The following is a 22,705-nucleotide window of genomic DNA, read 5'->3' on the forward strand; positions in this document are numbered from 1 at the left end:
AGAAGCACCGTCGGACATGACAACCCAATGGAGGGAATCACTCTCATGCACATCCGCCGAATGATGATCGCCGCTGCGGCGACGAGCTCGCTGCTGCTGAGCGCCTGCGGGGGTGGCGCTGCCGCCGACCCAGAGCTTGCAACGCCGTCCGCCGACGCCGAGGGGGCCCTCACCGTGTGGCTCATGGATGGCAGCCAGCCGGAAACGGTGGTGGAGGCCGTGAACGCGCAGTTCAAGGAGAAGTACCCGAACGTCGACGTCACCGTCGAGCTCCAGCAGTGGGCTGGCGTCCAGGACAAGCTGACCACGTCGATGAACAGCTCGTCCGCCCCCGACGTGGTGGAGATCGGCAACTCCCTGACCGCCAAGTTCGCCGACGCCGGCCTGCTGAGCGACCTCAGTGACGTGTCCGACGACCTCGGCGCCGATCGCTGGCTGCCGGGTCTCGCGCCCAGCGGTGAGCTGGACGGGGAGCGCTACGGCGTGCCGTACTACGGCGGCGTCCGCGTCGTCATGTACAACAAGGACCACTTCAAGGAGGCGGGAGTCGAGGTTCCCACCACGCTCGACGAACTGGAGCAGGTGGCCGCCAAGCTGGCCGAGACCAAGGGGGACAAGGCCTCCGGCTACTCCCCCTTCTACTTCCCGGGCAAGTTCTGGTACGGCGCTCTGCCGTTCATCTGGGCCGAAGGAGGCGACATCGCCGTCAAGGACGGCGACGAATGGAAGGGCTCGCTCGACTCCACGGAGTCCCGTGCCGGTCTGACCCGTCTGAAGAACCTCGTCGACACCTACTCCACCGCTCCCACAGACGGCAACGAGGTCACCAACTGGGAGGTCTTCCAGGAGGACAACGTGGGCATGGTCATGGACTCCTGGTGGGCCCCGGGTGCAGTGGTGGGCGCGAACGAGGCGTTCGCCGACAAGGTCGGCGTCTTCCCCCTTCCCGGCGTGCAGGCCGACAAGACGGCGCCGGCGTTCTTCGGTGGCTCGGACCTCGCCGTTCCTGAGAAGAGCGACAGCCGCGGACTCGCCGTCGAATGGGTCAAGATCCTGACCAGCACCGACATCCAGACGCAGTTGGCCAAGGAGGGTGGGGTCATCCCCAACACCGAGGCGGCATTCACCGGGCACGAGGGCAACGACTTCCTCCTCGCCGCCGACGAGGCTGCGAAGGTCTCGGCCTTCACCCCCGTGAGCCCGATGTGGGGCAACGTCGAAGCCGACTCCGTCCTCCCGGACATGCTGGTGAAGATCTTCTCCGGCAGCTCATCCGTGGACGACGCCACGGCTGAGGCCAACACCAAGGTCGCCGAGATCCTCAACGGCTGACAAGCCACAAGCTCCGGGTGGCGTCGCCACGCACGACATGCGCGACGCCACCCCTGACCTGCACGCGTGAAAGGCCACCCTGATGTCCACTCAAGTCATGATGCCGGCGACAACGGGCAGCCCCGCCCCGCCGCAGGCTCGGGGCACCATCCCCGCCCCGCCGCGGGGCGGCCGCGGCAAGGGCTCGCGGACACTGCCCTACCTGTTGCTCCTGCCTGCGGCCGTCCTCCTGGCCGTGGTCCTTGGGTACCCCATCGTTCGTCTCGTCGGGCTCAGCCTCAACAGGGCCAAGCTCCGTGACCTCGTCAAGGGCACGGAGTCCTGGAACAACTTCGCCAACTACACCGCCATCCTCAGCGACGCCACGTTCTGGGCGGTGCTCGGCCGCACCATCGTCTTCGCGGCTGCCTGCGTCGTGGCCACGATGGTTCTGGGGATGATGCTGGCGCTGCTGCTCGCCAAGCTGGGTCGGGTGGTGAGGCTCATCCTCTCCATCAGCCTGCTGATGGCCTGGTCAACCCCGCAGGTCACCGCCACGCAGGTGTGGCAGTGGCTCTTCGACACCCGCTACGGCCTCGTCAACTGGGCGTTGGTCCGTGCGGGGCTCACGGGATTCGACAACCACTCCTGGCTGGCTGCGCCGGCGTCGCTCCTGACAGTGGCCGGCGCCGCGGTGGTCTGGGGTGCTCTGCCCTTTGTCGCCCTCACCCTCTATGCCGGGCGCACGCAGATCGACGAGAGCCTGTACGAGGCCGCCGGTATGGATGGCGCCACCCCGTGGCAGGCGTTCCGATCCATCACGGTGCCGATGCTCGCCCCCATCATCACCATGCTGGCCGCGCTCAGCACCATCTGGGACTTCAGGGTTTTCACGCAGGTGTACCTACTGCAACAGGCCGGTGGCATCACGTCAGAAACCAACCTCATCTCGATCCACGCCTACCGCACGTCCTTCTCCGGCAATGACTTCGGCAGCGGCGCCGCCATCTCCGTCGTCATGGTCCTCGTGCTGGCGGGCTTCAGCATCTTCTACGTCCGGCGCATGCTCAAGGAGGTGCAGTCATGAATCCCCGCACCCGCAAGTCTCTCGGACGTGGTGGACTCAATGCGGTCGCGGTCGTTGTGGCCGTCATCATGGCCTTCCCGGTCTACTGGATGGTCACCACCGCTCTCAAGCCCAAGACCGACGTGTTCACCCGTGACCTGACCCTGTTTCCCACCACCCTGACGCTCAGCCACTTCAAGCGTGTGGTGGCCGATGAGTCCTTCCTGCGCTTCGCGGGCAACAGCCTGATGGTCACCCTCGTGGTGGTGGCCGTCACCATGGTGGTCGGATTCCTTGCCGCCACGGCCATGGCCCGGTTCGACTACGTCGGCCGTCGCCTCAGCATGATCCTCATCCTCGCCATCCAGATGGTGCCGCTGGAGGCGTTGCTCATCTCCATGTACGTGATGCTCGACGGCATGGGGCTGCTGGACCGGTTGATGGGCGTCATGGTGGCCTACCTCGCGCTGGCGCTGCCCTTCACCGTCTGGACGTTGCGGGGGTTCATCTCCAACATCCCCGCAGAACTCGAGGAAGCAGCACTCATCGACGGTTGCTCGCGGGTCCAGTCCTTCCGGCTCATCCTGCTGCCGCTGATCGCGCCCGGCCTGGTGGCCGCCAGCGTCTTCGCGTTCATCCTCGCCTGGAACGAGTTCATCCTGGCCAACGTCGTCCTGTTGTCAAAGCAGAACGCCACGCTGCCGCTGTGGCTGGCCAGCTTCCAGTCCTCCTTCAAGGAGATCGACTGGAGCGGACTCATGGCGGCCTCCACACTGTTCGCGCTGCCCGTCATCGTGTTCTTCGTTGCTGTTCAGGGCCGCCTGCACGAGGGTGCAGCGGCAGGAGGTGTCAAGGGATGAACGGGAACATGCCGGTACGCAGGCTCGCACTCGGCACCCTGCTCGTGAGTTTCGAGGGGACCAACGGCACCGGTGTCCCGTACTGGTTGCTGGATCTGCTCGGGAACGGCGTCGCCGGTGTCACCATCTTCGGGCGCAACATCACCCCTGAGGATCCCGTCGGGAACCTCGCAGGACTTGCCAGAGGGCTTCGTCACGGCCGCCCCGACCTCCTCATCGCCATCGACGAGGAGGGCGGCGACGTCACTCGACTCGACGCGGAGACGGGTTCCATGTTTCTCGGTCAGGGCAGCCTTGGAGCCATTGATGACGTGGACGTCACTCGTCGCTCCAGTGCATCCCTGGCTGCCCGGCTGGCCACGGCCGGGGTGAACCTCAACTTCGCACCGGTGGCCGACGTGGCCAGCAACGTCGACAGCCCCATCGTGGGCTCGCGATCGTTCTCGGCCGATCCCGTCCGTGCGTCACGGCATACCGCGGCAGCCGTCATGGGACACTTGGACAGCGGAGTCGCGCCCACCGCCAAACACTTCCCCGGCCACGGGTCCACGGCGGACGACAGCCACCTCGTGGTGCCTGTGGTGCGCGTTGACCTCCCAACTCTGTGGTCGCGGGAACTGCAGCCCTTCCAGGCCGCCATTGCGGCCGGCGTCCCCGTGGTGATGACCGGCCACCTGCTGGTCCCAGCGCTCGACCCGGATGCACCCGCGACCCTGTCGCCCCGCATCATCGACGGACTCCTGCGCACGGAACTGGGGTTCGACGGGGTCGTCGTCACTGACGGCCTCGACATGCACGCGATCAGCAGCACGGTGGGCCGCCCCGAGGGAGTGGTCCGGGCGCTTCTGGCAGGCGTGGATCTGATGTGCATCGGCGGGGACAGTGTGACGCCTGACGTGGTGGAGGACATCGTGTCCGCCGTGGAGGAGGCCGTCGCCAGCGGTCGCCTGGACGTGGCACGCCTGATGCAGGCCAGGGATCGTGTGGAAGCCCTCGCGGCGCGCTTCTCCCACGACGCTTCGGTGCGGGGACTCTCGCCTGAAGAGCCCATGCTGGACATGGCACGATCATCGCTGCGCCTGGTGGGCGATCCGTCAATGGCGGAGACATCCACTGTCGTCGAGTTGCGCAACGAGCCCTCCATCGTCGCGGGGGAGGTGGCCTTCGGCATGGGTCGGGCACTCGTGGCTCGTTCCGCCAGCACGCGAGTGGTCCACCTCCAGCGGGGCATGCCTGTGCCGGAACTGGGTCAGGGCGGCCTGGTGGTGTCGGTGCGCGACGCTCACCTGCACCCGTGGCAGGTGGAGGCGGTCGCGTCGCTGCGTCGGGACCATCCGGGTCTCGTCGTGGTGGACCACAGCGGGTCGGCGTCCGCAGAGGTGCTGGGGTCACGGGCCATCGTCGCGCAGGATGCCTCGGCCATCGCGGCCGTGGCGGCCGCGGACGTTCTCCTGCAAGGCGCTGCCGGATCCTCCGGCGGGATTTCCGGGGGCGGGCAGGTCTGATCCGTGCGGTGGCGGCGCACTACTGTGGAGGCTCCGCCACCTCGTCGAAAGGCCCGCGATGCTCGCCATCTCACGCTTCCAGAACGTGTGGCTCACCTTCAGGGCCGATGCGGAAGGTGTTGCGGACTTCTGGCGCCAGCGACCGGGATGTCTGGGCGTCGACGTGGTCCGCAACCTCGACGACCAGGATCTCTGGGCCATCGTCAGCCGGTGGGAGAACGTGGGCGCCTACCGGCGCTCGTTCAACGGCTTCGACGCCAAGATGATCCTGACCCCCGTACTGGGCCGAGCAGTGGACGAGCCATCGGCCTACCTTCCACCCGACGAGCTCGGCGAGAACGTACCCCGCCGCGCCTGACACAGCGGACCAACGTCTGAGGGCCCAGCCGTGATGGCGGTGGAGACTCGGCGACGTGCCGAGATCTCGTCCTCAAGACGGGGATGTCCTGACGTCTCCGCGCTGCGCCACTACGGGGTGTGGTCCGCCACGATTCCTTGACCGCCCACGCTCACTCCAGGCCGATGCGCGCCAGCAGGTGCTTGACGTCGGGTGCGGCGCCGCGGAACTCCTCGTAGGCCTCCATGACGGGCACGGATCCACCGACGGCGAGCAGCCCCCGTCGGAACTTCTCTCCCACTTCGCGGTCAAGTCCACCGTTGTCCTTGAACCAGGCGACGGTGTCGGCGTCCATGACCTCAGACCACAGGTAGGAGTAGTAGCTCGCCGCGTACCCGCTCGCGAAGATGTGCGCGAAGTACGTGGTGCGGTACCGGGGCATCACAAGGGGGAACCAGACGCCCCAGGCCTGCAGTGCGGAGACCTCGAAGGCCTCCACCTCGTCGACCGATGTGGGCAGTTCGTCGGCAGCGGTGGTGTGCCAGGTCTGGTCCAGCATCATGGCGGAGGTGGTCTCGAACGTGTTGCGCCCGATTCCTTGGCGACGGTTGGCCACCAACGCCTCCCGCAGAGAGGCAGGCATGGGTTCACCTGTGGCGTGGTGGACGGCGTAGTCCGCCAGGAGTTCCGGGTCCCAGGCCCAGATCTCGTTGACCTGCGACGGGTACTCCACGAAGTCCTGGGGTGTCGCCGTGCCCGAGCGTGAGGGGAACCGGACGTCGGAGAGCAGGCCGTGCAGGTCGTGCCCGAACTCGTGGAAGAGCGTGATGACGTTGTCCCACGTCAGCAGCGAGGGTGCACCCGGTGCGGGCTTGGGGAAGTTGCACGTGTTGGTCACCACCGGGGCGTCATCGAGCAGGTGCGACTGCTCCACGATGCTCGTCATCCACGCGCCACCCTGCTTGGTGGGGCGGGTGAACGGGTCGATGACCACCGCGCCGAGCGTGTCACCCGACTCCTCCCTGACCTCGAACACGCGCGCGTCAGCTGTGTAGCCCACGAGCTCCGGGCGCTCGTGGAAGGTGATGCCGTACAGCTTCGTGGCGGCCGCGAAGACGCCGTGGACCAGCACCCGCTCGAACTCCAGGTACGGCTTCAAGACCTCCGCGTCGATGGCTTTCTCCGCCGCCGCCTGTGCTGCGTAGTAGTCCCAGTCCCACGCCTCGAAGGTCCCCCCCGGATTGTCCGCGAGGAATCGTGCCTCCAGATCAGCGGCCTCCCGGCGCGTGATCTCCAGTACGCCGGGCGCGACGCGGGTCAGCATGGCCGTCACGTTCTCGGTGGTCTTGGCGCAGCCGTCGTCGGCCACGTAGGCGGCGTGGTGCTCGAAACCGAGAAGTCGGGCACGCTCGTTTCGCAGGTGGAGTGTGTCCAGCACCAGCTGGCGGGTGTCGTGTTCCCCACCGAGACCCCGGCTGATCGACGCTTTGTAGACCCGCTCGCGAAGTGTGCGGTTGCGCAGGCTCGGCAGCACCGGCTGGCCGGTGGTGTTCACGAGGGTGATGAGCCAGCCCTCCTGGCCGGCATCGGTGGCCAGGCCACGGGCGGCGGAGCGGTCGTCCTCGGACAGGCCGTCCAGTTCGGCGGGATCGGTCACGAGGACGGAGCCCGCGTTGCGACCGGCGACGATCCGCTGCTCGAACTCGGTGGACAGCCGCGCCAGTTCGGCGTTGATCTCGCGCAGTCGGGACTTGTCCTCCTCCGGCAGCTGAATGCCTCCGCGCTTGAACTCCCGGAGGCGTTCGTGCAGCAGGTGGGCTTCCTGGTCGTCGAAGTCGACCTCGCCCTGGGCGTGGCGCGTCGCCAGCGCGCGCAGCCGGTCAAAGAGGGCGGTGTTGAGAAGGATGGCGTCTGAGTGATGTGCCAGCTTCGGCATGAACTCGGCCATGATGGCGTCCCGCTCCGGGTTGGTGTCCGCGGACTTCGCCACCCAGAACGCGTTCAGTGCACGGCTCAGAGTCGCCCCGCTGCGCTCCCAGGCCTCGAGGGTGTTCGCCACTGTGGCGGGCTCGGTGCTGGACGCAATCTCGTCGAGCTCCGTCACCTGCTCCTCCATTCCCGCGTCCAGTGCCTCGCGGACGTCTGCGTCGGTGATGGTGGCGTAGTCGGGGAGTTGGAACGGCAGCGTGGACGGTTGCAGCAGCGGGTTGGTCATGCATCCATCAAAGCGCACCTGGCGGCCATTTCCAGTCCCGCCGCATGATCCGGGCGCGTTACCGTGGGTGCATGGCCAAGGAACGATCGATGTCAAAGCTGGTGGTCATCGTGGCCCTCTTCGTCGCGATCATCGCGATACTGGCGCGCGGTACGAGCCTGTGGTGGGTGGCTGCGCTCACGGTGGTGGGCGCCGGCCTTGTGGCCTTCACCTTCCGCCGGGGCCGGCACACCCCATGGGCGACCGCGCGCGGGCACGTCGCGTCCGGGCACGCGGTGGTGTTCTGGAAGCCGGGCTGTGTGTTCTGCGAACGACTCCTCCTCGCGATGGGCAAGGACGATCGCATCACATGGGTGAACGTGTGGGCTGACAAGGATGCCAACGCCGAGGTGCGACGACTCAACGGTGGCGACGAGTTGACGCCCACAGCCCTGGTGGGTGAGCGGGTACTGCGGAACCCGTCGGCCCAGGACATGATCGAGTACCTGAGCGCGGGTCAGCGCCCGTAGTACTCCAGCAGGTCACGGAAATGCTGGTCCTCGTCCACCTGGCTGGGCACGTCCCCACGAAGGAGTTCCCCGAGGCGGTCCAGGTGCCAGTGCCAGCCCGCCGCGAACTCGGGGTTGGCCGGATCGGGTGACAAGTGCTCGAAAACCAGAGTGGTCCCGGCGTCGCTGGCCTGACGGAGTTCGAAGCGAACGCGCCACACGTCGACTCCCTGGCCCCACCGATACTCGAGAATGCGTGGCTCCTCCCAGGCGATGACGCGGCCCTCCGACGACTCGGTCTCCCCTGAGCCGAAATGGACACTGCCACCGACGCGGGGCTCGAGGTTCCCCGCGAATGCCCACTGACCCATGAGGTCGCGCTCTGTGATGGCGGCCCAGACGGTGTCCGGCATCGACGGGAGGATCCGTGCGAAGCGGAGCGATCGGTGGCCGTCATTCTCGACGACCGCACCGGGGGATGCGCCTCCCGGGGTGGTGCGCGTCGGGTCGGGTTGGTCGGCCATGTGGGTGCCCTTTCAGTCGGGGTGTCCCGGGAATGGGAAAGGTGTGGCGTCCATTCTGGCCGGTCCGCGCGCGTCCCGTGTGGGATCGGGCCATCAGGGTCCCGGGGACGCAACGTGGGGTTTCCGGGGCACCGCCCTAGAATGGGGAGTCGATTTCCCCAGGAGGACCATGACCCCGCCCAAGCCTCTGCACCTGCACGCCCCCAGCCGTCCCGACGCCGTGGTGGTGGACCTGCCCGTGGTGCTCGCGCCCATGGCTGGCGTGACGAACGCGGCGTACCGGCAGCTGTGCCGGGAGCAGGGTGCCGGGCTCTACGTCTGCGAGATGATTACGTCCCGCGGGCTGGTGATGGGTGACAACAAAACCCAGGACATGCTGCAGTTCGACCCGGGCGAGACCACCCGGTCCGTGCAGCTCTACGGTGTGGACGCCGACGCCATGGCCGACGCCGCTCGCATCCTGTGCCGCGACCACATGGTGGGCCACATCGACCTGAACTTCGGCTGCCCCGTCCCCAAGGTCACGCGCAAGGGTGGAGGCGGCGTGCTGCCGTACAAGCGCGACCGACTCCGTGCCATCGTCCGGGAGACGGTGCGGGCAGCCGACGAATTCGGCGTCCCCGTCACCATCAAGACCCGCATCGGCATCGACAAGGACCACCACACCTTCCTCGACGCCGGCCGCATCGCCCAGGAGGAGGGCGCCGCCGCCATCGCCCTCCACGGGCGCACCGTCCAGCAGGCCTACTCGGGGGAGGCCGAATGGGAGCGGATCGCCGAACTCAAGCAGGCCGTCGACATCCCCGTGCTCGGCAACGGCGACATCTGGGAGGCCGAGGATGCGCTGCGCATGATGGAGGAAACCGGCTGCGACGGCGTCGTCATCGGCCGCGGTTGTCTCGGCCGTCCATGGCTGTTCGGTGACCTGGCCGCAGCCTTCGCCGGAAAGGACAACCGTGGGCGCCCCAGCCTCGGCGAGGTGGGCGCCATGCTCACCCGTCACGCAGAGTTGCTGACCGGGATCATGGGGGAGCGCCACGGCCTCACTGACCTGCGCAAACACATGGCCTGGTACTTCAAGGGCTATCCGGTGGGGGAGTTGCGTCGACAGTTCGCCATGGTGTCGTCGTTGGAGGAGCTGCGCGGGCTGGTGGCCCAGCTCGACGATTCCGCACCGTTCCCGGAGGCGGAGCTCGGCACCCCGCGCGGCCGCCAGGGCAGCCCCCGCGGCAAAGTCGTGGTGCCGCATGGCTGGTACGACGACACCTCCGGCAGCACCCTCGACCTCGCGGAGGCGGAACTCGGGATCAGCGGCGGCTGACCGCGCCGGTCACCGCTCTGCGGGCGGCAGCCATTGCGTCAACGGTTCACCGACGTAGAGCTGCCGGGGCCGGTGGATGCGCTGCGCGGCGTTGTCGTGGATTTCCTTCCAGTGGGCGATCCACCCCGGCGTCCGGCCGATGGCGAACATCACCGTGAACATGTCGGTGGGGATGCCGATGGCCCGCAGGATGATGCCTGAATAGAAGTCGACGTTGGGGTACAGACGGCGCTCCCGGAAGTAGTCGTCGGCCAGGGCCGCCTCCTCCACCTGACGGGCGATGTCAAGCAGCGGGTCCGTGACGTTCAATGACTCCAGCAGGCTGTGGGCCGCCTCCTTGAGAATCTGTGCGCGTGGGTCAAAACTGCGGTAGATCCGGTGCCCGAACCCCATGAGCCGTACCCCCGAGGAGCGGTCCTTGGCCTGGTCGATGTAGCGGCTCACAGGAATCTTCTCCTGGTGGATCCGCGAGAGCATCTCCACCACGGCCATGTTGGCGCCGCCGTGTCGGGGACCCCACAGGGCATTCACTCCGGCCGACACCGAAGCGAACAGGTTTGCTCCGCCCGATGCCACCATCCGGACGGTGGAGGTGGAGCAGTTCTGCTCGTGATCGGCGTGCAGGACGAGGAACATGTTGAGGGCGTGCGCCACCTCGGGGGTGGGTTCGTAGTCCCTGTAGGGCACTGAGAACATCATGTGCAGAAAGTTCTCGGCGTAGGGCATGTCGTAGCGGGGGTACGCGATGGGCTGCCCGATGTGCGACTTGTACGAGGCGGCGGCGATGGTCCGGGTCTTGGCCAGAAGTGCCGCAGCTGCCCGGCGGAACCCGCTGGCGTCGGTGATGTGGATCTCCGGCAGGTCGTAGGCCTGCAGCGCGTTGATCATGGCGGAGAGGATGGCCATGGGGTGGGCGTCGGCCGGGAAGCCGTCGAAGTGTTTGCGCATGTCCCTGTGCAGGGCGGAGTTCTCCGTCAGGAGTTGGCGGAACTCGTCGCGCGCCTCCGGATCCGGCAGCTCACCGAAAATCAGGAGTTCTGCGGTCTCGATGAACGAGGATCTGGCAGCCAGGTCCTCGATGGGGACGCCCCTGTACCGGAGGATGCCCTTCTCGCCGTCGATGAAAGTGATGGCCGACGCACACGATCCGGTGTTGCCGTAGCCGTCGTCCAGGGTGATGAGCCCCGTCGAGGAGCGGAGCGACGAGATGTCGATGGCCCGTTCCCCGGCCGTTCCGGTGATGATGGGCAACTCGACGCTGCGTCCATCCACCTGCAGGATTGCGGTCTCGGCCATGTGGTCCTCCGTGGTCGTCTGCGGCTCCTGTCACCGTAGACCCCGCCTGGATGGACCGGCTCCCGGGGGTGAGGAACAAGGCATTGCCCCTTGTCAGCACCACTGGGTGCCGAATCAGGAGTGGCCTGGTCGCGCTGAGCGCAGGTCCCGCACGAGTTGTGGTGTCCGCCACTGCCCAACGGTCGCGAACCACCTATGCATCGGGTAGGACAGCCGCTTCTGGAAGTAGTTGACGTACTCGACGACTCCCACGAACCACACGGCAAAAACCAGCAGTGCCGTCGCGTTGTCGGCGGGCCACCACCACAGGACGCCTGCGAGCCCGGCGGCCAGCAGAGCGACGTTGACGACCCGGAGAACGCTGTAGACGGTGGCAGTGGTGCGTGGCATCGGCGAGTCACCCACCCATTCTCGCGCCAGGAGCCAGTAACACCCACCCTGGACAAGGATGGCGATCAGTGGTGTCAGCGCCCACCACAGGGCCACCGTCGCTGCGCGGTCGGTGAATCGGGGCGTGACCAGAAATGACGCAACGAATCCGAACACTGCCGCGGCAGCGAGTTCACCCAGCCCGAGGCTCAAATACTGCTCCCTGCGCCTCGCCCGCTTGGTCACCGCGGCGTCGTCGGCGGGTTCGGGTTCCTTCATTGCTCAGAGGCTACAGATTGGCGCACCCCAACTCGGTGCGTGGAGGGGAATTCGGGGTAGTTTTTCAGGTGTCCCTCACGTGCAGTCAGGAGCATCAACCATGCGCAGTACACGAATCATGGCCGACCTTTCGGTGGACGACATCGAAGTGGCGAAGGGGTTCTACACCGATTTCCTCGGCTTGAGCACTGAGGAGTTCAACCTGGGGTGGGTGGCGCGATTCACGTCACCCGACGGCGAGGCGTTGGTCCAGTTGGTCACCCGGGACGCCACCGCGCCGGAGGACCCTGTCATTTCCATCCACACCCCGGACGTCGAGGCGGCGTACCGGGAGGCACAGGAGATGGGCTACGAGATCGTGGTGCCGCTGCGGACCGAGGAGTGGGGTGTCCACCGCTTCTTCGTCCGGGCGCCGGACGGCAACGTCATCAACATCGTCGGCCATCCGCACTGAATCGTCGCGCCGGGGCACCGAGACCGGTAGAGATGTGGCACGTGGAGGCGGCACGACGACGGAGCAACCAGACGTTGCCGCTGGTGGCCGTTGCCGCAACCCCTGTGGTGACCGATCTCTGAGCGTGCACGGGGGTTGGGTCGCGGGATGGGGCAGCGGACGTGGGCCGCCTCAGGGAGCGTGGGCAGGATCAGGGGGCGTCCTCGGGCGCGTCGCCCGGCCGGGGCTTTCGTCCGTACTGCTTGGTGCCTGACATCGCCAGGAAAGTGATTCCCAGGATGAGGAACACCACCCAGGCACTGGAATCCCCGAACGACATGCTGATGGCCACAACCACGAACACGATGCCGATCACCAGGTACGAACCCTGGGCCTTCTTGTCGCGTGGTCCTCGTGGCGGTCGATCCGCACGTTGGCCGGGTTGCTCCGTGCTCACGGTCTTCTCCTGACGTTGAGAATCACTCGAGTCCCACGATGGTACCCAGAGCACGGTCCAGTGCCGTGGGTGCAACGGTGGGCGACCCGGTTGCGGAAGTGCACCGCTGGGATAGGTTGGCCGACGAGATGGATGACGCACTTCTACCCCGAACCAAGCTGTGGGCCCACACGATGCACGGGCACGGCGACGACGTCGTGACAGCCCACGCGACGTCGCGAGCCATCGTCGAACCCGCAGAAGCCCGCGCTCGCGAGTACCGGGAGGAAGCCGAACGACTGCTGCTCAACCCGGCCGCCAGCTTCAGCTCGGGTGCGGGCGACCGCGCGCTCGAGGAGGAGCCCGACGAGCTGAGAACGTGCTTCGAACGCGACCGCGACCGGATCGTCCACTCGACCGCCTTTCGCCGGCTCGCGGGCAAGACCCAGGTGGTGGTGTACCCCACCGACCACCAGCGCACGCGCCTCACCCACGCCATCGAGGTGGCGCAGTGCGCCGTCGCCATGGCCCGGGGAATTGGCGCCAACGTGGTTCTCGCGGATGCGATGGCCCTCGGCCACGACTGCGGTCACGGGCCTGGCGGCCACGCCTCCGAGGACGCGTTCGACCAGTTCATCACCGAGGGCTACGACCACGGTCCATGGGGCGCCGACGTGGTGCTGGCTGATCTCAACCTGTGCCGGGAAACCCTGGACGGGATTCGTAACCACTCGTGGTCCCGCCCAGCGCCGTTCACTCTGGAGGGGGAACTGGTGTCGTGGGCTGACAGGATCGCTTACTGTGCGCATGATCTCGAGGACGCCATCCACGCCGGCATCGTGGTGGCCGACGACCTCCCCGAGGTGGTGCGCGACGTGGCGGGCACGTCCCGTCGCCAACAACTCGCCACGTTCCTCAACGCTGTCATCGCCACCACCATGGACACCGGGGTGGTGGGCATGGACAAGCGGGAGGCTGAGGCGCTGGCGGAGCTGCGGCGCTTCAACTACGAACGCATCTACACCCGCCCGGAGTCCACGGACCAGAGCAGGGCCGTGGTCAGGGTGCTGACAGGCTTGGTGGAGTACTACCTGGAGAACCCCGGCGCAATGCCTCCGGAGTACCGCACACCAGAAGCGGTGCGCGGAGTGGTGACCTACGTCGGAGGTATGACGGACAGGTTCGCCTTCGAGCAGGCGCAACGTCTGCTGGGCTGGGACCCTGCCCGGTTGCCGGCTGGGATTGGACGCAACGCCTGAGGGATCAGGAGTGCAGCTGACTCTCCACCCTCCGGGGCAACAACCAGCCAAGACTCATGAGTTCTCGCGCCACCAGTGCGGTCAACGGCTGGCCTGCCAGGACGCCCACGAGGACGAGTACCTGGGCGGCCCCCGCCTGCAGGGGCGACCCGCCACCCAGTAGCACGCCGATGTAGGCGCCCGGTAGGGTCACCAGTCCAGCGGTCCGGGTCTGGTCGAGCGCGGGAATCAGCGCCTCGGGCACGGCATCGCGCACCACCTCCCGAATGGCCACCTGTCGGTGGAAGCCCAACGCCAGGCGTGCTTCGTACAGGTCGAACTGGCTTCCCAGATCCGCGAGAGCGTGTCGGGCGAACAGTGTGTGCGCGGTCATCACGTTGCCGACGAGGATGCCCGCCAGTGGAATGATGGCGGCGCCGTTCAGCGGGGCAGCCCCGCTGCCGAAGATGATGACCAGAACGGGGACAGCACCGGCCGCCATGGAGAGGGCCGCCGCCGCGAACGACCTGGGGGAATCCAGACCCACCCGACGTGAGGTCGTGACCACGCCGACGATGAACATGACACCCACGAGAGCGAACGCCCATGCCGGGCTGGAGACCGCCCAGCCCACCACGTAGGAGATCAGCAGGAGTTGGACAGCCGCGCGGATGCCAGCCCAGGGAACCTGCGACGCCAGCCTGACCCGCCCCAGCAGCAGCGCCCCCGTGCCCAGTGCCGTCAACAACACCAGGGCCACTAGCAGCGACCAGCCCGGTTCAACACTCATGAGGCACCATGCGCCCAGCCTAGGGCCGATGCCCCGCCGAAGGAGGTCCCCCGTTGCGCACCGAACCTCAGATGGTTCTCATCAGCGAAGCATCGCGTTGCAACGTTCCTGGTGGAGAGTGGTGTCATCGTCACGGTCATCACTGATGGGCAGGCGGGCTCCAAGTACACCCGTAGAGGCGCAGTCATGGAGCGGCGCAACCCGTCGGCGGGCGGGACTAGACTGCGGCCATGGCGGGACGGATTAACGACGAGGACATTGCTGCGGTCCGCGACCGGATCCGCATCGACGACGTGGTGGGCGACTTCGTGGCCCTGCGCAACGCGGGCGGCGGGTCGCTGAAGGGTCTGTGTCCTTTCCACGACGAGAAAACCCCCAGCTTCACGGTCACACCGTCGCGCGGCTTCTTCTACTGCTTCGGATGTGGTGAGGGCGGCGACGTCATCACGTTCCTGCAGAAGCACCAGAACCTGGCGTTCACCGAGGCAGTGCAGGCGCTCGCGGACCGGGTCGGTATCCAGTTGCGCATCACCGACGATGGCACCGGCCAGCCCCCGGGGCTTCGCAAGCGCATCCTGGAGGCCAATGCCGCCGCTGAGACTTTCTACTCCTCCCAGCTCGGGTCCCCGGAGGCCATCGAGGCCCGGCTCTTCCTGGACCGCCGCGGCTTCGACCGTGCCGTGGCTCTGCATTTCGGCCTCGGCTACGCTCCCCGCCATGGACGCATCCTGCGGCAGAGCCTGCAATCGCAGGGCTTCGACGACACCACCCTCAAGGCCGCGGGACTGGTCCGCGACGGGGGGCGCGACTTCTTCGTCGGCCGTCTGCTGTGGCCCATCCGCGACTCGGCGCAGAGCGTGCTGGGTTTCGGCGCCCGCCGCATCCACGACGACGACAGGCTCCCGGCCAAGTACATCAACACCCCTGAAACGCCGGTGTACAAGAAGTCGCAGGTCCTCTACGGCCTCGACCTGTCCCGTCAGGCCATCGGGAAGCGGTCACAGGCGGTGGTGGTGGAGGGTTACACCGACGTCATGGCTGCCCACCTGGCCGGGGTGGACACCGCCGTGGCCAGCTGCGGTACCGCTTTCGGTGACGACCACGCCCGGTTACTGCAGCGCCTCATGGGCACCACGGACGGGCTGCACGGTGAGGTCATCTTCACCTTCGACGGCGACCAGGCCGGCCAGAACGCCGCACTGAAGGTGTTCAAGGGGGACCAGAACTTCATCGCCCAGACGTACGTGGCCGTCGAGCCCACGGGCATGGACCCGTGCGACCTGCGCCTGGAACAGGGCGACGCGGCCGTCCGTGAACTCGTGGGCCGCCGTGTGCCGCTGTACCGGTTCGTGATGGAGAACGTGATCAAGGGTTATGACCTCGACCGCGCGGACGGCCGACTCGCCGCCCTGCGGGAGTCGTCGGACCTCATCAGCGCCATCCGCGACTCATCGCTGGTGAGCCAGTACCTGAGGGAACTGTCAGGCATGCTGGGCATGGACATCGAAGACGTCCGCCGGGAAGTGTCGCGCAAGCAGAGGCGTGGTGGGTCCAACGGCCCCCACGAACCGCAGAAGGATGCCCCGCCCCCGGCGAAGGTTGATCCGTCGTGGCCCAACCCCACCGATCCGGCCCTGCGTCTGGAACGGGACACGTGCAAGCTGCTGCTGCAGTACCCGCTGACGTTCGACGCGGGCTGGAATGGCATCACCGTGGACGACTTCACCCACCCCGGCTACCAGGCAGTGTTTTCGCTGATACTCAACACCCCCTTGGTGGAGGGCTGGGCCGATGAGCTCCGTGCCGCGGCACCCTCGGAGCTCCTCACCCAACTGATCGTGTCACTGTTGGTGGAGCCTCTCCTGCGGGAACCCGACGAGTTGTACTCGATGGCACATTCCAGCAGGCTGCAGCTGGCCCGCACGGTGAGCCGGATCTCCCATTGCAAGTCCAAGCTGCAGCGCACCGATCCCGTCAAGGACCCCGCCGGTCACCGGAGCCAGTTCGCGGAACTGACGGCTCTCGAGATGGAGCGCAAACGGCTCCTCGCGGCCAGCGCGGGGGAGTGAGCCAGCACTTTTGCTGAGTGGATCCGTGGGGAAGCCGCCGGGCACCCCACACCGCCACCTGAGTGGCGCAACGAGGGACGAGCCGGTCGTCTCGAAGGATCTCCCGAGAACCCAGACTCCTCAGTTCCCGGCACACCCGGTTCCCGGCAGCCTGCACTGATCCATCTCCAGTAGTGACCGCGCCCTCGCCAGAGCCCGGCGTTCCATGCGGGCGACAGTGGAGGCGGAAACACCCCATCTCTCCCCGATCTCGGCCTGTGTGTGACATCGGACACCGATGCCGTAGCGGAGTCTGAGTAGTTCCCCCGCGTCCGCAAGCAGGGCAAGGAAGTCCACCCCGGTGACGTCGACGGCTTCGTAGCCGCCGTCGCTCATGAGTTGGTGTGGACCGACCTCGTCGAGGGTGGTGGTCACGGCGCACGCCCCTGCCGCGGCGGACATGCTGACGCCAACAATCCGGGCCACTTCCCGCACGGGCGCCTCCCGGTGCTCGGAGGCGGTGACACGGCCCGCCTCCTCCTTGAGCAGGATCCGCAGCCGATGACGGCGTCCGGGACCCTCCAGAGCCCCGGCCCGACGGGCGGCGCTTGCCTTCAGGGATCGGTCGACGTACTCGTGCGCCAAGGTGCTGAAACGCCATCCCAGGGTGAAGTCGTAGCGGGTGAGCGCCTCCGCGAGTCCGAGACAGCCGTCCTGGAACAGGTCATCCAGCGGTAATCGGTGACGTCTCGCCGCAGCGTGCGACAGTTTGGCCACGAGCCGCAGGTTGGACAGCCACAGGATCTCCCATGCCCTTTTCCCATGCTCTGCAAGCCGTCTGAGGTCGTCCGGGGAATGCGGGCTGCCGATGGCGAGCAGGTGTTCGGCATAGACGCCCGCTTCGATGCAGCGCGCCAGATTGTTCTCAGCCGCGGCGGTGGCCACCGGGGGCAGGAAGATCGCGGATGTGATGCCCATGCCTGTCAACCTGCCACCGGCACGCCGCCACCGTCACCGCAGGCACGCCTGCGAACAACACCTCCGGTGTCCCGGACAACACCGGGTCAGCGGATGGGCGGTGTGGTGTGGGACTTGTTGTTGGCCACGGCCCAGATTCGCACCACGAGGACCAGGGTGAGCACCCCGCCGATGACCTTGGCCCACCACTGCCCGGCGATGAACAGGAACGCCATGGTCACAAGGATGGGTGCGAGCCACGTCAGGGCCCACAGCACGTACCCGCCGAAGCTGGGCATCTGGACCCCGTCCTGCTCCGCCACCGACTTCACCATGAAGTTGGGGCCGTTACCGATGTAGGTGAGGGCGCCACAGAACACGGCACCGAGGCTGACGGCCACCAGGTGGGACGCCTGGACGCCGGCCACCAGACCGTCTGCCGAAGAGCCGGCCTGCAGTGCCTGTCCCATCTCGAAGAAGGTGGCGTAGGTGGGGGCGTTGTCGAGGACGGCTGACAGCCCGCCCGTGAAGACGAAGAACGTGACGTCGTTCAGCGGCAGCTTGGGCGCGACCTGCGCCAGGACCTTGAGTGCCGGGATCATGGCCAGGAAGATGCCGATGAACAGGGCGGCCACTTCCAGGATGGGCGTCCATGAGAACTCATTCAAGTGGTACCGCACGCGCCGTTCCCCACGCTTCAGCGACATCATCAGCGCTCCGACCATCACCATCTCCCGCCACGGGACCCACTGCCACCACGCGGCGCCGCCGTGCTCGATCGCCTCCATGTTGATGGACGGCGCCAACGCCACGGCCAACACCACCACCACGAGGTAGACGAAGTTCATCTTCCCCAGCACCTGCAGGGGGACGACGTGATTTCGGTCCCACTCCACGTCGCCGGGGTCCTCACGCTGGTACATCACCTTGTCCAGGGCCATGTAGGTGGCCACGAGGAATGCATTGACGAACAACCACTGGGGAAAGAGGTGGAAGGTCCAGGTGAAGGGCACACCGCGCAGGAATCCGAGGAAAAGTGGAGGGTCGCCCAGCGGTGTCAGGAGCCCGCCGGCATTGGCGACGGTGAAAATGAAGAACACCACGGTGTGGGCCTTGTGGCTGCGCTCGGAGTTGGTTTTCAGGAGTGGGCGGATCAGTAGCATCGCTGCACCTGTTGTCCCGATGAAGGAGGCCAGGATTGCGCCGATCCCCAGGAAGGCGCCATTGATCCGTGGCCTGGCAGGCAGGTCGCCCGCAAGGTGGATGCCTCCGGAGATCACGAACAGGGCACCCAGCAAGATGATGAACTGGAAGTACTCCACCAGGGCTTCGGCCACCGGCAGGGGGCCGAACAGGGCAAGCATCCAGGCGGCCACGGGAACGCCGAGCACGAGGGCCACCAGCAACTTGTTCTGGTTTCGTTCCCACCAGTGGTGCGTCGACTGGATCAAGGGCAGCACAGCAATGGCCACGAGCATGGCCGCGAAGGGCAGCACGCTGTACCAGGCGAGTGTCGGTTCCATGGGGCCTCCTCGGCTTCCGCAGTCAAAAGGTATCGGTGACGGGGCAATCGTGCGAGCGGGACGTCCACACCGGTTCACCTCCTGCTTCCGCTCGCTCCTCTGGTGCGGGCGGGTGGGCAACAATGGGGCCATGGCCTTCTTTGCTACACGTCCTGACAAGTCACTCGTGAGGGAACTCGCATCCCATACGGGCAGGGGTGTCGACGTCATCGCCCACGGGTCCGGTCCCGACGCCAGCCTGCTGGCCACACGGGAACTCTTGGCGCTCCGCCTGCTCGGTGAATGGCGCATCTTCGGCTGGGAGGAGGTCACCACGGGCTCATGGCGCGCAGAGTCCTTGACGTTTTCGTGGAAGACCACGACGGGCGAGGACTTCCCCGTCCGCCTCGACGATGTGGGGCGCCTCCCCGAACTGTTCCAGGAGCGCGTGCAGGCCTCCACGGTGGTGACCGTGAGCCATGACCTTGCGCGGGGTCGTGTTCAACTCATTGGCCGGCGCAAGCTCGACGGCAGTGACGAGATCCGGTGGTACGCGGTGGCCGGCGGCGGGGCCGACCTTTCGGACGCACCCGTGGCGGCGCTGGTGGTGGCGGAGACCGACCGATTGAAGGCGGAGTACGGCGTGTGAGCCGGCGTTCTCGGGGTGGTGACGTTTGGACTTGTCCACGACCCATCTGGTAGCGTTTCACCTCGCGTGGTCGTCAAGATCACCGTTCCCCTGTAGCTCAATTGGCAGAGCATTCGACTGTTAATCGAAGGGTTGGAGGTTCGAGTCCTCCCGGGGGAGCCAGTGTGTGAGCCGCTCTGATCAGGTATAAACGCCTGTCAGGGCGGTTTTTCATGTCATGCGAAAGCGCTGGAAAGTTCTCGATGCGGAAGGCTCGCCATGACCTGCTCACACCCATCGCGACCCCGCGGACAGGCGATGCGGGACCTCATGCGACGATGACGCCCATGTGCATGAACAAAGGCGGGGGCCATGTCGACTGACAACGCGAAGAGCAGTTGGTGGAGAAGCAAGGCAGCGGTCGGTGCTGCTGCCGCCCTGGTGGGGTTGACTGCAGGAGTGGGACTCGGCGGTGAACCCAGCGAGGCTGCGCCGCCGCCGGTGGTGTCAACCGTCACAATGACGCCGGCGCCCGTGACGGCCACCGCCACAACGACAGCGACAGCGACTCTCACCGTTACCACCACAGCGACAAAGACTGCGACGGCGATTACCACGGTGAGTGCTCCCGTTGTGACAGCACTGGTGACTGTGACTGCTGCGGCGTTGCCGCCTGCGCAGGTCGCGGCTCAGCCCACACCACAAGCGCAGCCGAAGACCGATGCGTACTACAAGAACTGCACTGCCGCCCGTTCGGCGGGAGTGGCCCCTCTCCATCGAGGGGACCCGGGCTACAGGGCCGGGCTCGACAGGGACGACGACGGGGTCGCCTGCGAGTAGTGGGTTCCCGGACGCGGTGACGCCCACCCCTCGCTCAGAGCGCCATCGCGGACCCCGGGCCTGACGCCCGGCTCCACACTCCTTGCCGGAAGTCCATGTACGAAACGACGGCCACATGGGGGACCGTCAGTGCCGAGATGAGCACTAGGTAGGGGGCCAGGACCGTTTCTGGATCACCGCCCTGAGGGGGAATCGCGCAGTAGATGGCGCCGAGGAAGAGGACTGCGATAGTCGTGATGGGGGCTGCATCCATGGCGAACCGGCCCGCCACTTTCACCAACTGGCCGTGGCGCAGAAAGTGAGCACCCCGCGGGTCGAGAAGCTCCAGGCGCACGATGTGGCGAAGCGAATGCCACAAACAGAAATAGAGACCGACGGTGAGAACGGGGGGCCCGAGGGCGAAGAACAGCGCCAGGACGACGGTCTCCATCTGATCATGAGCCCACGCACCCCGCTCGACGTGGGTCCGCGAGGTGCGCCACGTCGCCAGTGCTGTGGCGAGCACCACCAGGGCGTACACGATTCCAACGACGCCGCGACCAGTTGCATCGAGTCCCATGAAGGTCGACGAAAAGGACTGCTGTCCGAACAGCGCGATGGTGCCCAGGCGCACCCGCTCGTATGTGTCGGGGTGGAACAGGAGCGGCACGAGCATTGGCAGCCCGCCACGGACAAGGACCGTGCCGGCGCGCAGCAGGCGTGGTTGCAGCCGACCCCGGTGAGCCTCCGCGAGATCAATCCAGAGATCACCCTGACCCCAGTGGAACCAGGTGAGAGCAATGAATCCCACGAACGCGGTGGCAGGGGCGACCCTCCACATCAGGAGGACAACTACAGCAAGGACAAGGTAGACGATGGCGACCGTGGCGATCGACGCCACGGTGGGACGCCGACCCGCCAATCGTGCTGGCACGAGGTGATCAAGGGCACCATGAGGCAACCCCAGAACGAGGACACTCACCGCGAACGGGGCGATCACCACCCACGCTGGTAGGTCCGGTGTGGTCGAGAAGAACATGGCCAACACCACGAAGGCGATGCTGACCGGCGTGAACACACGTCGTCGAAATGATCCCATATCGAAGGTGTGGCTCATGTCTGTCACCGCTCGTGCCGCAGCCATGGATCTCCCTTTGCAGTGACGACGTTGACGTGCTGCAGACGCAGTGTTCTCGGGGAGTGAGAAGTATTGCCCGCTCCATTGGATTCTCGTCCGGGATACACGTGCCGCTGTGCAGTATTCGGCAAACATTGAGTGGCGCCCTGCTGCCCTACTCGGGTCGCAGGACGCCACTGTTCTGCCTACGACGTAGCAACAACAGGTTGTGCGCTCGGGACGAGTCGCTCGAGTTCAGACTTGCGCTTGGCGATCAGGAAGATCACCAACCCGTACCCCGCCTTGGCCGTGAGGTCCGCGACGGCATAGCCGATGTTCTCCAACGCCAACGCCAGACCGGTGTTGCCCAGCAGGATCGGGAAGAGGTAGGCGATCGGGTAGAACATCCACGTCGCCACCAAGGCCACCCGGACCACCCGGAACAGCGGCTGGACCTCGATGGGCTGGTCCTGGATGACCTTGCTCACCTCGCCAAAGAGGACGAACAGGATGTAGACGAAGGGGATCATCGCCAGGCCCCACCACAGCCACTGGGTGGCCACATCTGTTGACAACTCACCGGGATACCCCAGGGCGATCATCGCGAAGGCCGCGGGAACCAGTCGGTAGAGCAGGCTACGTCGCCTCGCGGAGACCAGGCCCATCACCAGGATCAGTTCGACGACCAGCAGGGGAACTGTGATGATCCAGTCCATGTAGCGGTAGGCCTCGTTGAAGATCTCGCCTGAAGGTGTGGCAACACCCCCAGCGACCCCGTAGGCACTCTTGAAGGACTCGAAGATGCGGAAGTAGTGATAGGCGGCGATCACCACCACGACGCCACACACGGTGACCGAGGTGCGGTATGCCCGCGCCACGTCACGACGAGAGACAAGGAAGAAGACCGCAGCACCAAGGAACGAGGCAAAAACCAGAGAGAACGCATTCTCGATCACAGAAAAAGTGGTCGACGAAATGTCGGGCAAATCAACCATTTCACAAGCCTTTCCAACAATGGATAGATGGACTGAATACAGCAGGTTTCATCGTCATGAACTGTTTTTCGGTCACCTCCTGAGATTGTCTTGGTGCGGACGGTACCAACAGGTACTTCGATGATGGAAATACTTATTGCAGACGATACACCTCCGCACAAGCGCCACGTC

The 22,705-nt window shown here is 66.2% G+C and carries 22 protein-coding genes and 1 tRNA gene; 13 read left to right on the forward strand and 10 right to left on the reverse strand.

Annotation, left to right across the window (positions count from 1 at the left end; all coding sequences use genetic code 11):
- Window positions 1-45 precede the first annotated feature (45 nt).
- The 5 genes from EAX62_RS09545 (at window position 46) to EAX62_RS09565 (ending at window position 5,100) form a co-directional block, all read left to right on the forward strand.
- Window positions 46-1,332, forward strand: a complete 1,287-nt coding sequence (locus EAX62_RS09545; protein WP_158600614.1) for an extracellular solute-binding protein — start codon at window positions 46-48, stop codon at window positions 1,330-1,332.
- Between the two features lie 82 nt (window positions 1,333-1,414).
- Window positions 1,415-2,398 (forward strand): carbohydrate ABC transporter permease, encoded by a 984-nt coding sequence (locus tag EAX62_RS09550; protein WP_199711225.1) that lies wholly within the window; start codon window positions 1,415-1,417, stop codon window positions 2,396-2,398.
- The gene (locus EAX62_RS09555; protein ID WP_121901441.1) at window positions 2,395-3,237 is read left to right on the forward strand and encodes a carbohydrate ABC transporter permease; all 843 of its coding nucleotides are present in this window, start codon (window positions 2,395-2,397) and stop codon (window positions 3,235-3,237) included. The genes EAX62_RS09550 and EAX62_RS09555 overlap by 4 nt, the downstream gene beginning before the upstream one ends.
- An 8-nt stretch (window positions 3,238-3,245) precedes the next feature.
- On the forward strand, window positions 3,246-4,742 hold the full coding sequence (locus EAX62_RS09560; protein ID WP_158600615.1) for a glycoside hydrolase family 3 protein: 1,497 nt from the start codon (window positions 3,246-3,248) through the stop codon (window positions 4,740-4,742).
- Between the two features lie 58 nt (window positions 4,743-4,800).
- Window positions 4,801-5,100 (forward strand): antibiotic biosynthesis monooxygenase family protein, encoded by a 300-nt coding sequence (locus tag EAX62_RS09565; protein ID WP_121901443.1) that lies wholly within the window; start codon window positions 4,801-4,803, stop codon window positions 5,098-5,100.
- A gap of 151 nt (window positions 5,101-5,251) precedes the next feature.
- On the opposite strand, the gene EAX62_RS09570 is transcribed toward EAX62_RS09565, so the two are convergent.
- The gene (locus EAX62_RS09570) at window positions 5,252-7,294 is read right to left on the reverse strand and encodes a M3 family metallopeptidase (protein WP_121901444.1); all 2,043 of its coding nucleotides are present in this window, start codon (window positions 7,292-7,294) and stop codon (window positions 5,252-5,254) included.
- Window positions 7,295-7,365: 71 nt separating this feature from the next.
- On the opposite strand from EAX62_RS09570, the gene EAX62_RS09575 reads away from it, so the two are divergent.
- Entirely contained in the window at window positions 7,366-7,803 is a 438-nt protein-coding gene (locus EAX62_RS09575; RefSeq protein WP_147454075.1) for a glutaredoxin family protein, read from the forward strand.
- Here the strand turns inward: EAX62_RS09575 and EAX62_RS09580 are convergent.
- A complete protein-coding gene (locus tag EAX62_RS09580; RefSeq protein WP_121901446.1) occupies window positions 7,791-8,306 on the reverse strand; it encodes an SRPBCC family protein in 516 nt (171 codons plus the stop codon). The genes EAX62_RS09575 and EAX62_RS09580 overlap by 13 nt on opposite strands.
- A gap of 169 nt (window positions 8,307-8,475) precedes the next feature.
- Between EAX62_RS09580 and dusB the strand changes: the two genes are divergently transcribed.
- Entirely contained in the window at window positions 8,476-9,627 is a 1,152-nt protein-coding gene (gene dusB / locus EAX62_RS09585; RefSeq protein ID WP_121901447.1) for a tRNA dihydrouridine synthase DusB, read from the forward strand.
- Between the two features lie 9 nt (window positions 9,628-9,636).
- Here the strand turns inward: dusB and EAX62_RS09590 are convergent, their stop codons facing one another.
- Both EAX62_RS09590 and EAX62_RS09595 read right to left on the reverse strand, forming a co-directional pair.
- On the reverse strand, window positions 9,637-10,923 hold the full coding sequence (locus tag EAX62_RS09590) for a citrate synthase (protein WP_121901448.1): 1,287 nt from the start codon (window positions 10,921-10,923) through the stop codon (window positions 9,637-9,639).
- Between the two features lie 114 nt (window positions 10,924-11,037).
- Entirely contained in the window at window positions 11,038-11,571 is a 534-nt protein-coding gene (locus EAX62_RS09595; protein WP_121901449.1) for a hypothetical protein, read from the reverse strand.
- 100 nt (window positions 11,572-11,671) lie between these two features.
- On the opposite strand from EAX62_RS09595, the gene EAX62_RS09600 reads away from it, so the two are divergent.
- Window positions 11,672-12,025, forward strand: a complete 354-nt coding sequence (locus EAX62_RS09600) for a VOC family protein (RefSeq protein ID WP_121901450.1) — start codon at window positions 11,672-11,674, stop codon at window positions 12,023-12,025.
- A gap of 190 nt (window positions 12,026-12,215) precedes the next feature.
- On the opposite strand, the gene EAX62_RS09605 is transcribed toward EAX62_RS09600, so the two are convergent.
- Window positions 12,216-12,461: a hypothetical protein gene (locus tag EAX62_RS09605; protein ID WP_121901451.1), complete on the reverse strand. Its 246-nt coding sequence runs from the start codon at window positions 12,459-12,461 to the stop codon at window positions 12,216-12,218.
- A 173-nt stretch (window positions 12,462-12,634) separates the two neighbouring features.
- Here EAX62_RS09605 and EAX62_RS09610 point away from each other — a divergent pair, with 173 nt between their 5' ends.
- Window positions 12,635-13,699, forward strand: coding sequence for an HD domain-containing protein (locus tag EAX62_RS09610; protein ID WP_121901786.1), 1,065 nt, complete (start codon window positions 12,635-12,637; stop codon window positions 13,697-13,699).
- A 4-nt stretch (window positions 13,700-13,703) separates the two neighbouring features.
- Here EAX62_RS09610 and EAX62_RS09615 read toward each other — a convergent pair whose 3' ends face one another.
- Window positions 13,704-14,468 carry an ABC transporter permease gene (locus tag EAX62_RS09615; RefSeq protein ID WP_233557881.1) on the reverse strand — a complete coding sequence of 255 codons (765 nt, stop codon included), beginning with the start codon at window positions 14,466-14,468 and terminating at the stop codon, window positions 13,704-13,706.
- A gap of 230 nt (window positions 14,469-14,698) precedes the next feature.
- Here EAX62_RS09615 and dnaG point away from each other — a divergent pair, with 230 nt between their 5' ends.
- Window positions 14,699-16,537: a DNA primase gene (gene dnaG, locus EAX62_RS09620; RefSeq protein WP_121901452.1), complete on the forward strand. Its 1,839-nt coding sequence runs from the start codon at window positions 14,699-14,701 to the stop codon at window positions 16,535-16,537.
- A 120-nt stretch (window positions 16,538-16,657) separates the two neighbouring features.
- On the opposite strand, the gene EAX62_RS09625 is transcribed toward dnaG, so the two are convergent.
- Window positions 16,658-17,494 (reverse strand): sigma-70 family RNA polymerase sigma factor, encoded by an 837-nt coding sequence (locus tag EAX62_RS09625; RefSeq protein WP_121901453.1) that lies wholly within the window; start codon window positions 17,492-17,494, stop codon window positions 16,658-16,660.
- An 86-nt stretch (window positions 17,495-17,580) separates the two neighbouring features.
- A complete protein-coding gene (locus EAX62_RS09630) occupies window positions 17,581-18,996 on the reverse strand; it encodes a sodium:proton antiporter (protein ID WP_121901454.1) in 1,416 nt (471 codons plus the stop codon).
- A gap of 130 nt (window positions 18,997-19,126) precedes the next feature.
- Here EAX62_RS09630 and EAX62_RS09635 point away from each other — a divergent pair, with 130 nt between their 5' ends.
- From EAX62_RS09635 to EAX62_RS09645, 3 genes are all read left to right on the forward strand, one after another.
- On the forward strand, window positions 19,127-19,624 hold the full coding sequence (locus EAX62_RS09635) for a hypothetical protein (RefSeq protein ID WP_147454076.1): 498 nt from the start codon (window positions 19,127-19,129) through the stop codon (window positions 19,622-19,624).
- Between the two features lie 86 nt (window positions 19,625-19,710).
- Window positions 19,711-19,786: transfer RNA gene (locus tag EAX62_RS09640), tRNA-Asn, on the forward strand.
- 189 nt (window positions 19,787-19,975) lie between these two features.
- Window positions 19,976-20,443 (forward strand): excalibur calcium-binding domain-containing protein, encoded by a 468-nt coding sequence (locus EAX62_RS09645; RefSeq protein WP_199711226.1) that lies wholly within the window; start codon window positions 19,976-19,978, stop codon window positions 20,441-20,443.
- A 34-nt stretch (window positions 20,444-20,477) separates the two neighbouring features.
- Here EAX62_RS09645 and EAX62_RS09650 read toward each other — a convergent pair whose 3' ends face one another.
- Both EAX62_RS09650 and EAX62_RS09655 read right to left on the reverse strand, forming a co-directional pair.
- Window positions 20,478-21,566 (reverse strand): Brp/Blh family beta-carotene 15,15'-dioxygenase, encoded by a 1,089-nt coding sequence (locus EAX62_RS09650; protein ID WP_158600616.1) that lies wholly within the window; start codon window positions 21,564-21,566, stop codon window positions 20,478-20,480.
- Between the two features lie 179 nt (window positions 21,567-21,745).
- The gene (locus tag EAX62_RS09655) at window positions 21,746-22,534 is read right to left on the reverse strand and encodes a bacteriorhodopsin-like (RefSeq protein ID WP_121901457.1); all 789 of its coding nucleotides are present in this window, start codon (window positions 22,532-22,534) and stop codon (window positions 21,746-21,748) included.
- Window positions 22,535-22,705: the final 171 nt, after the last annotated feature.

The sequence above is a fragment of the Tessaracoccus antarcticus genome (genome assembly GCF_003688855.1).
In the GTDB taxonomy this organism is placed as follows: Bacteria; Actinomycetota; Actinomycetes; order Propionibacteriales; family Propionibacteriaceae; genus Arachnia; species Arachnia antarctica.

Bases quoted from the DNA above. Each gene is read 5' to 3' on its own strand.
- EAX62_RS09545 (WP_158600614.1), top strand. From the start codon at position 46: ATGCACATCCGCCGAATGATGATCGCCGCTGCGGCGACGAGCTCGCTG.
- EAX62_RS09550 (WP_199711225.1), top strand. From the start codon at position 1,415: ATGTCCACTCAAGTCATGATGCCGGCGACAACGGGCAGCCCCGCCCCG.
- EAX62_RS09555 (WP_121901441.1), top strand. From the start codon at position 2,395: ATGAATCCCCGCACCCGCAAGTCTCTCGGACGTGGTGGACTCAATGCG.
- EAX62_RS09560 (WP_158600615.1), top strand. From the start codon at position 3,246: ATGCCGGTACGCAGGCTCGCACTCGGCACCCTGCTCGTGAGTTTCGAG.
- EAX62_RS09565 (WP_121901443.1), top strand. From the start codon at position 4,801: ATGCTCGCCATCTCACGCTTCCAGAACGTGTGGCTCACCTTCAGGGCC.
- EAX62_RS09570 (WP_121901444.1), bottom strand. From the start codon at position 7,294: ATGACCAACCCGCTGCTGCAACCGTCCACGCTGCCGTTCCAACTCCCC.
- EAX62_RS09575 (WP_147454075.1), top strand. From the start codon at position 7,366: ATGGCCAAGGAACGATCGATGTCAAAGCTGGTGGTCATCGTGGCCCTC.
- EAX62_RS09580 (WP_121901446.1), bottom strand. From the start codon at position 8,306: ATGGCCGACCAACCCGACCCGACGCGCACCACCCCGGGAGGCGCATCC.
- dusB (WP_121901447.1), top strand. From the start codon at position 8,476: ATGACCCCGCCCAAGCCTCTGCACCTGCACGCCCCCAGCCGTCCCGAC.
- EAX62_RS09590 (WP_121901448.1), bottom strand. From the start codon at position 10,923: ATGGCCGAGACCGCAATCCTGCAGGTGGATGGACGCAGCGTCGAGTTG.
- EAX62_RS09595 (WP_121901449.1), bottom strand. From the start codon at position 11,571: ATGAAGGAACCCGAACCCGCCGACGACGCCGCGGTGACCAAGCGGGCG.
- EAX62_RS09600 (WP_121901450.1), top strand. From the start codon at position 11,672: ATGCGCAGTACACGAATCATGGCCGACCTTTCGGTGGACGACATCGAA.
- EAX62_RS09610 (WP_121901786.1), top strand. From the start codon at position 12,635: ATGCACGGGCACGGCGACGACGTCGTGACAGCCCACGCGACGTCGCGA.
- EAX62_RS09615 (WP_233557881.1), bottom strand. From the start codon at position 14,468: ATGAGTGTTGAACCGGGCTGGTCGCTGCTAGTGGCCCTGGTGTTGTTG.
- dnaG (WP_121901452.1), top strand. From the start codon at position 14,699: ATGGCGGGACGGATTAACGACGAGGACATTGCTGCGGTCCGCGACCGG.
- EAX62_RS09625 (WP_121901453.1), bottom strand. From the start codon at position 17,494: ATGGGCATCACATCCGCGATCTTCCTGCCCCCGGTGGCCACCGCCGCG.
- EAX62_RS09630 (WP_121901454.1), bottom strand. From the start codon at position 18,996: ATGGAACCGACACTCGCCTGGTACAGCGTGCTGCCCTTCGCGGCCATG.
- EAX62_RS09635 (WP_147454076.1), top strand. From the start codon at position 19,127: ATGGCCTTCTTTGCTACACGTCCTGACAAGTCACTCGTGAGGGAACTC.
- EAX62_RS09645 (WP_199711226.1), top strand. From the start codon at position 19,976: ATGTCGACTGACAACGCGAAGAGCAGTTGGTGGAGAAGCAAGGCAGCG.
- EAX62_RS09650 (WP_158600616.1), bottom strand. From the start codon at position 21,566: ATGGCTGCGGCACGAGCGGTGACAGACATGAGCCACACCTTCGATATG.
- EAX62_RS09655 (WP_121901457.1), bottom strand. From the start codon at position 22,534: ATGGTTGATTTGCCCGACATTTCGTCGACCACTTTTTCTGTGATCGAG.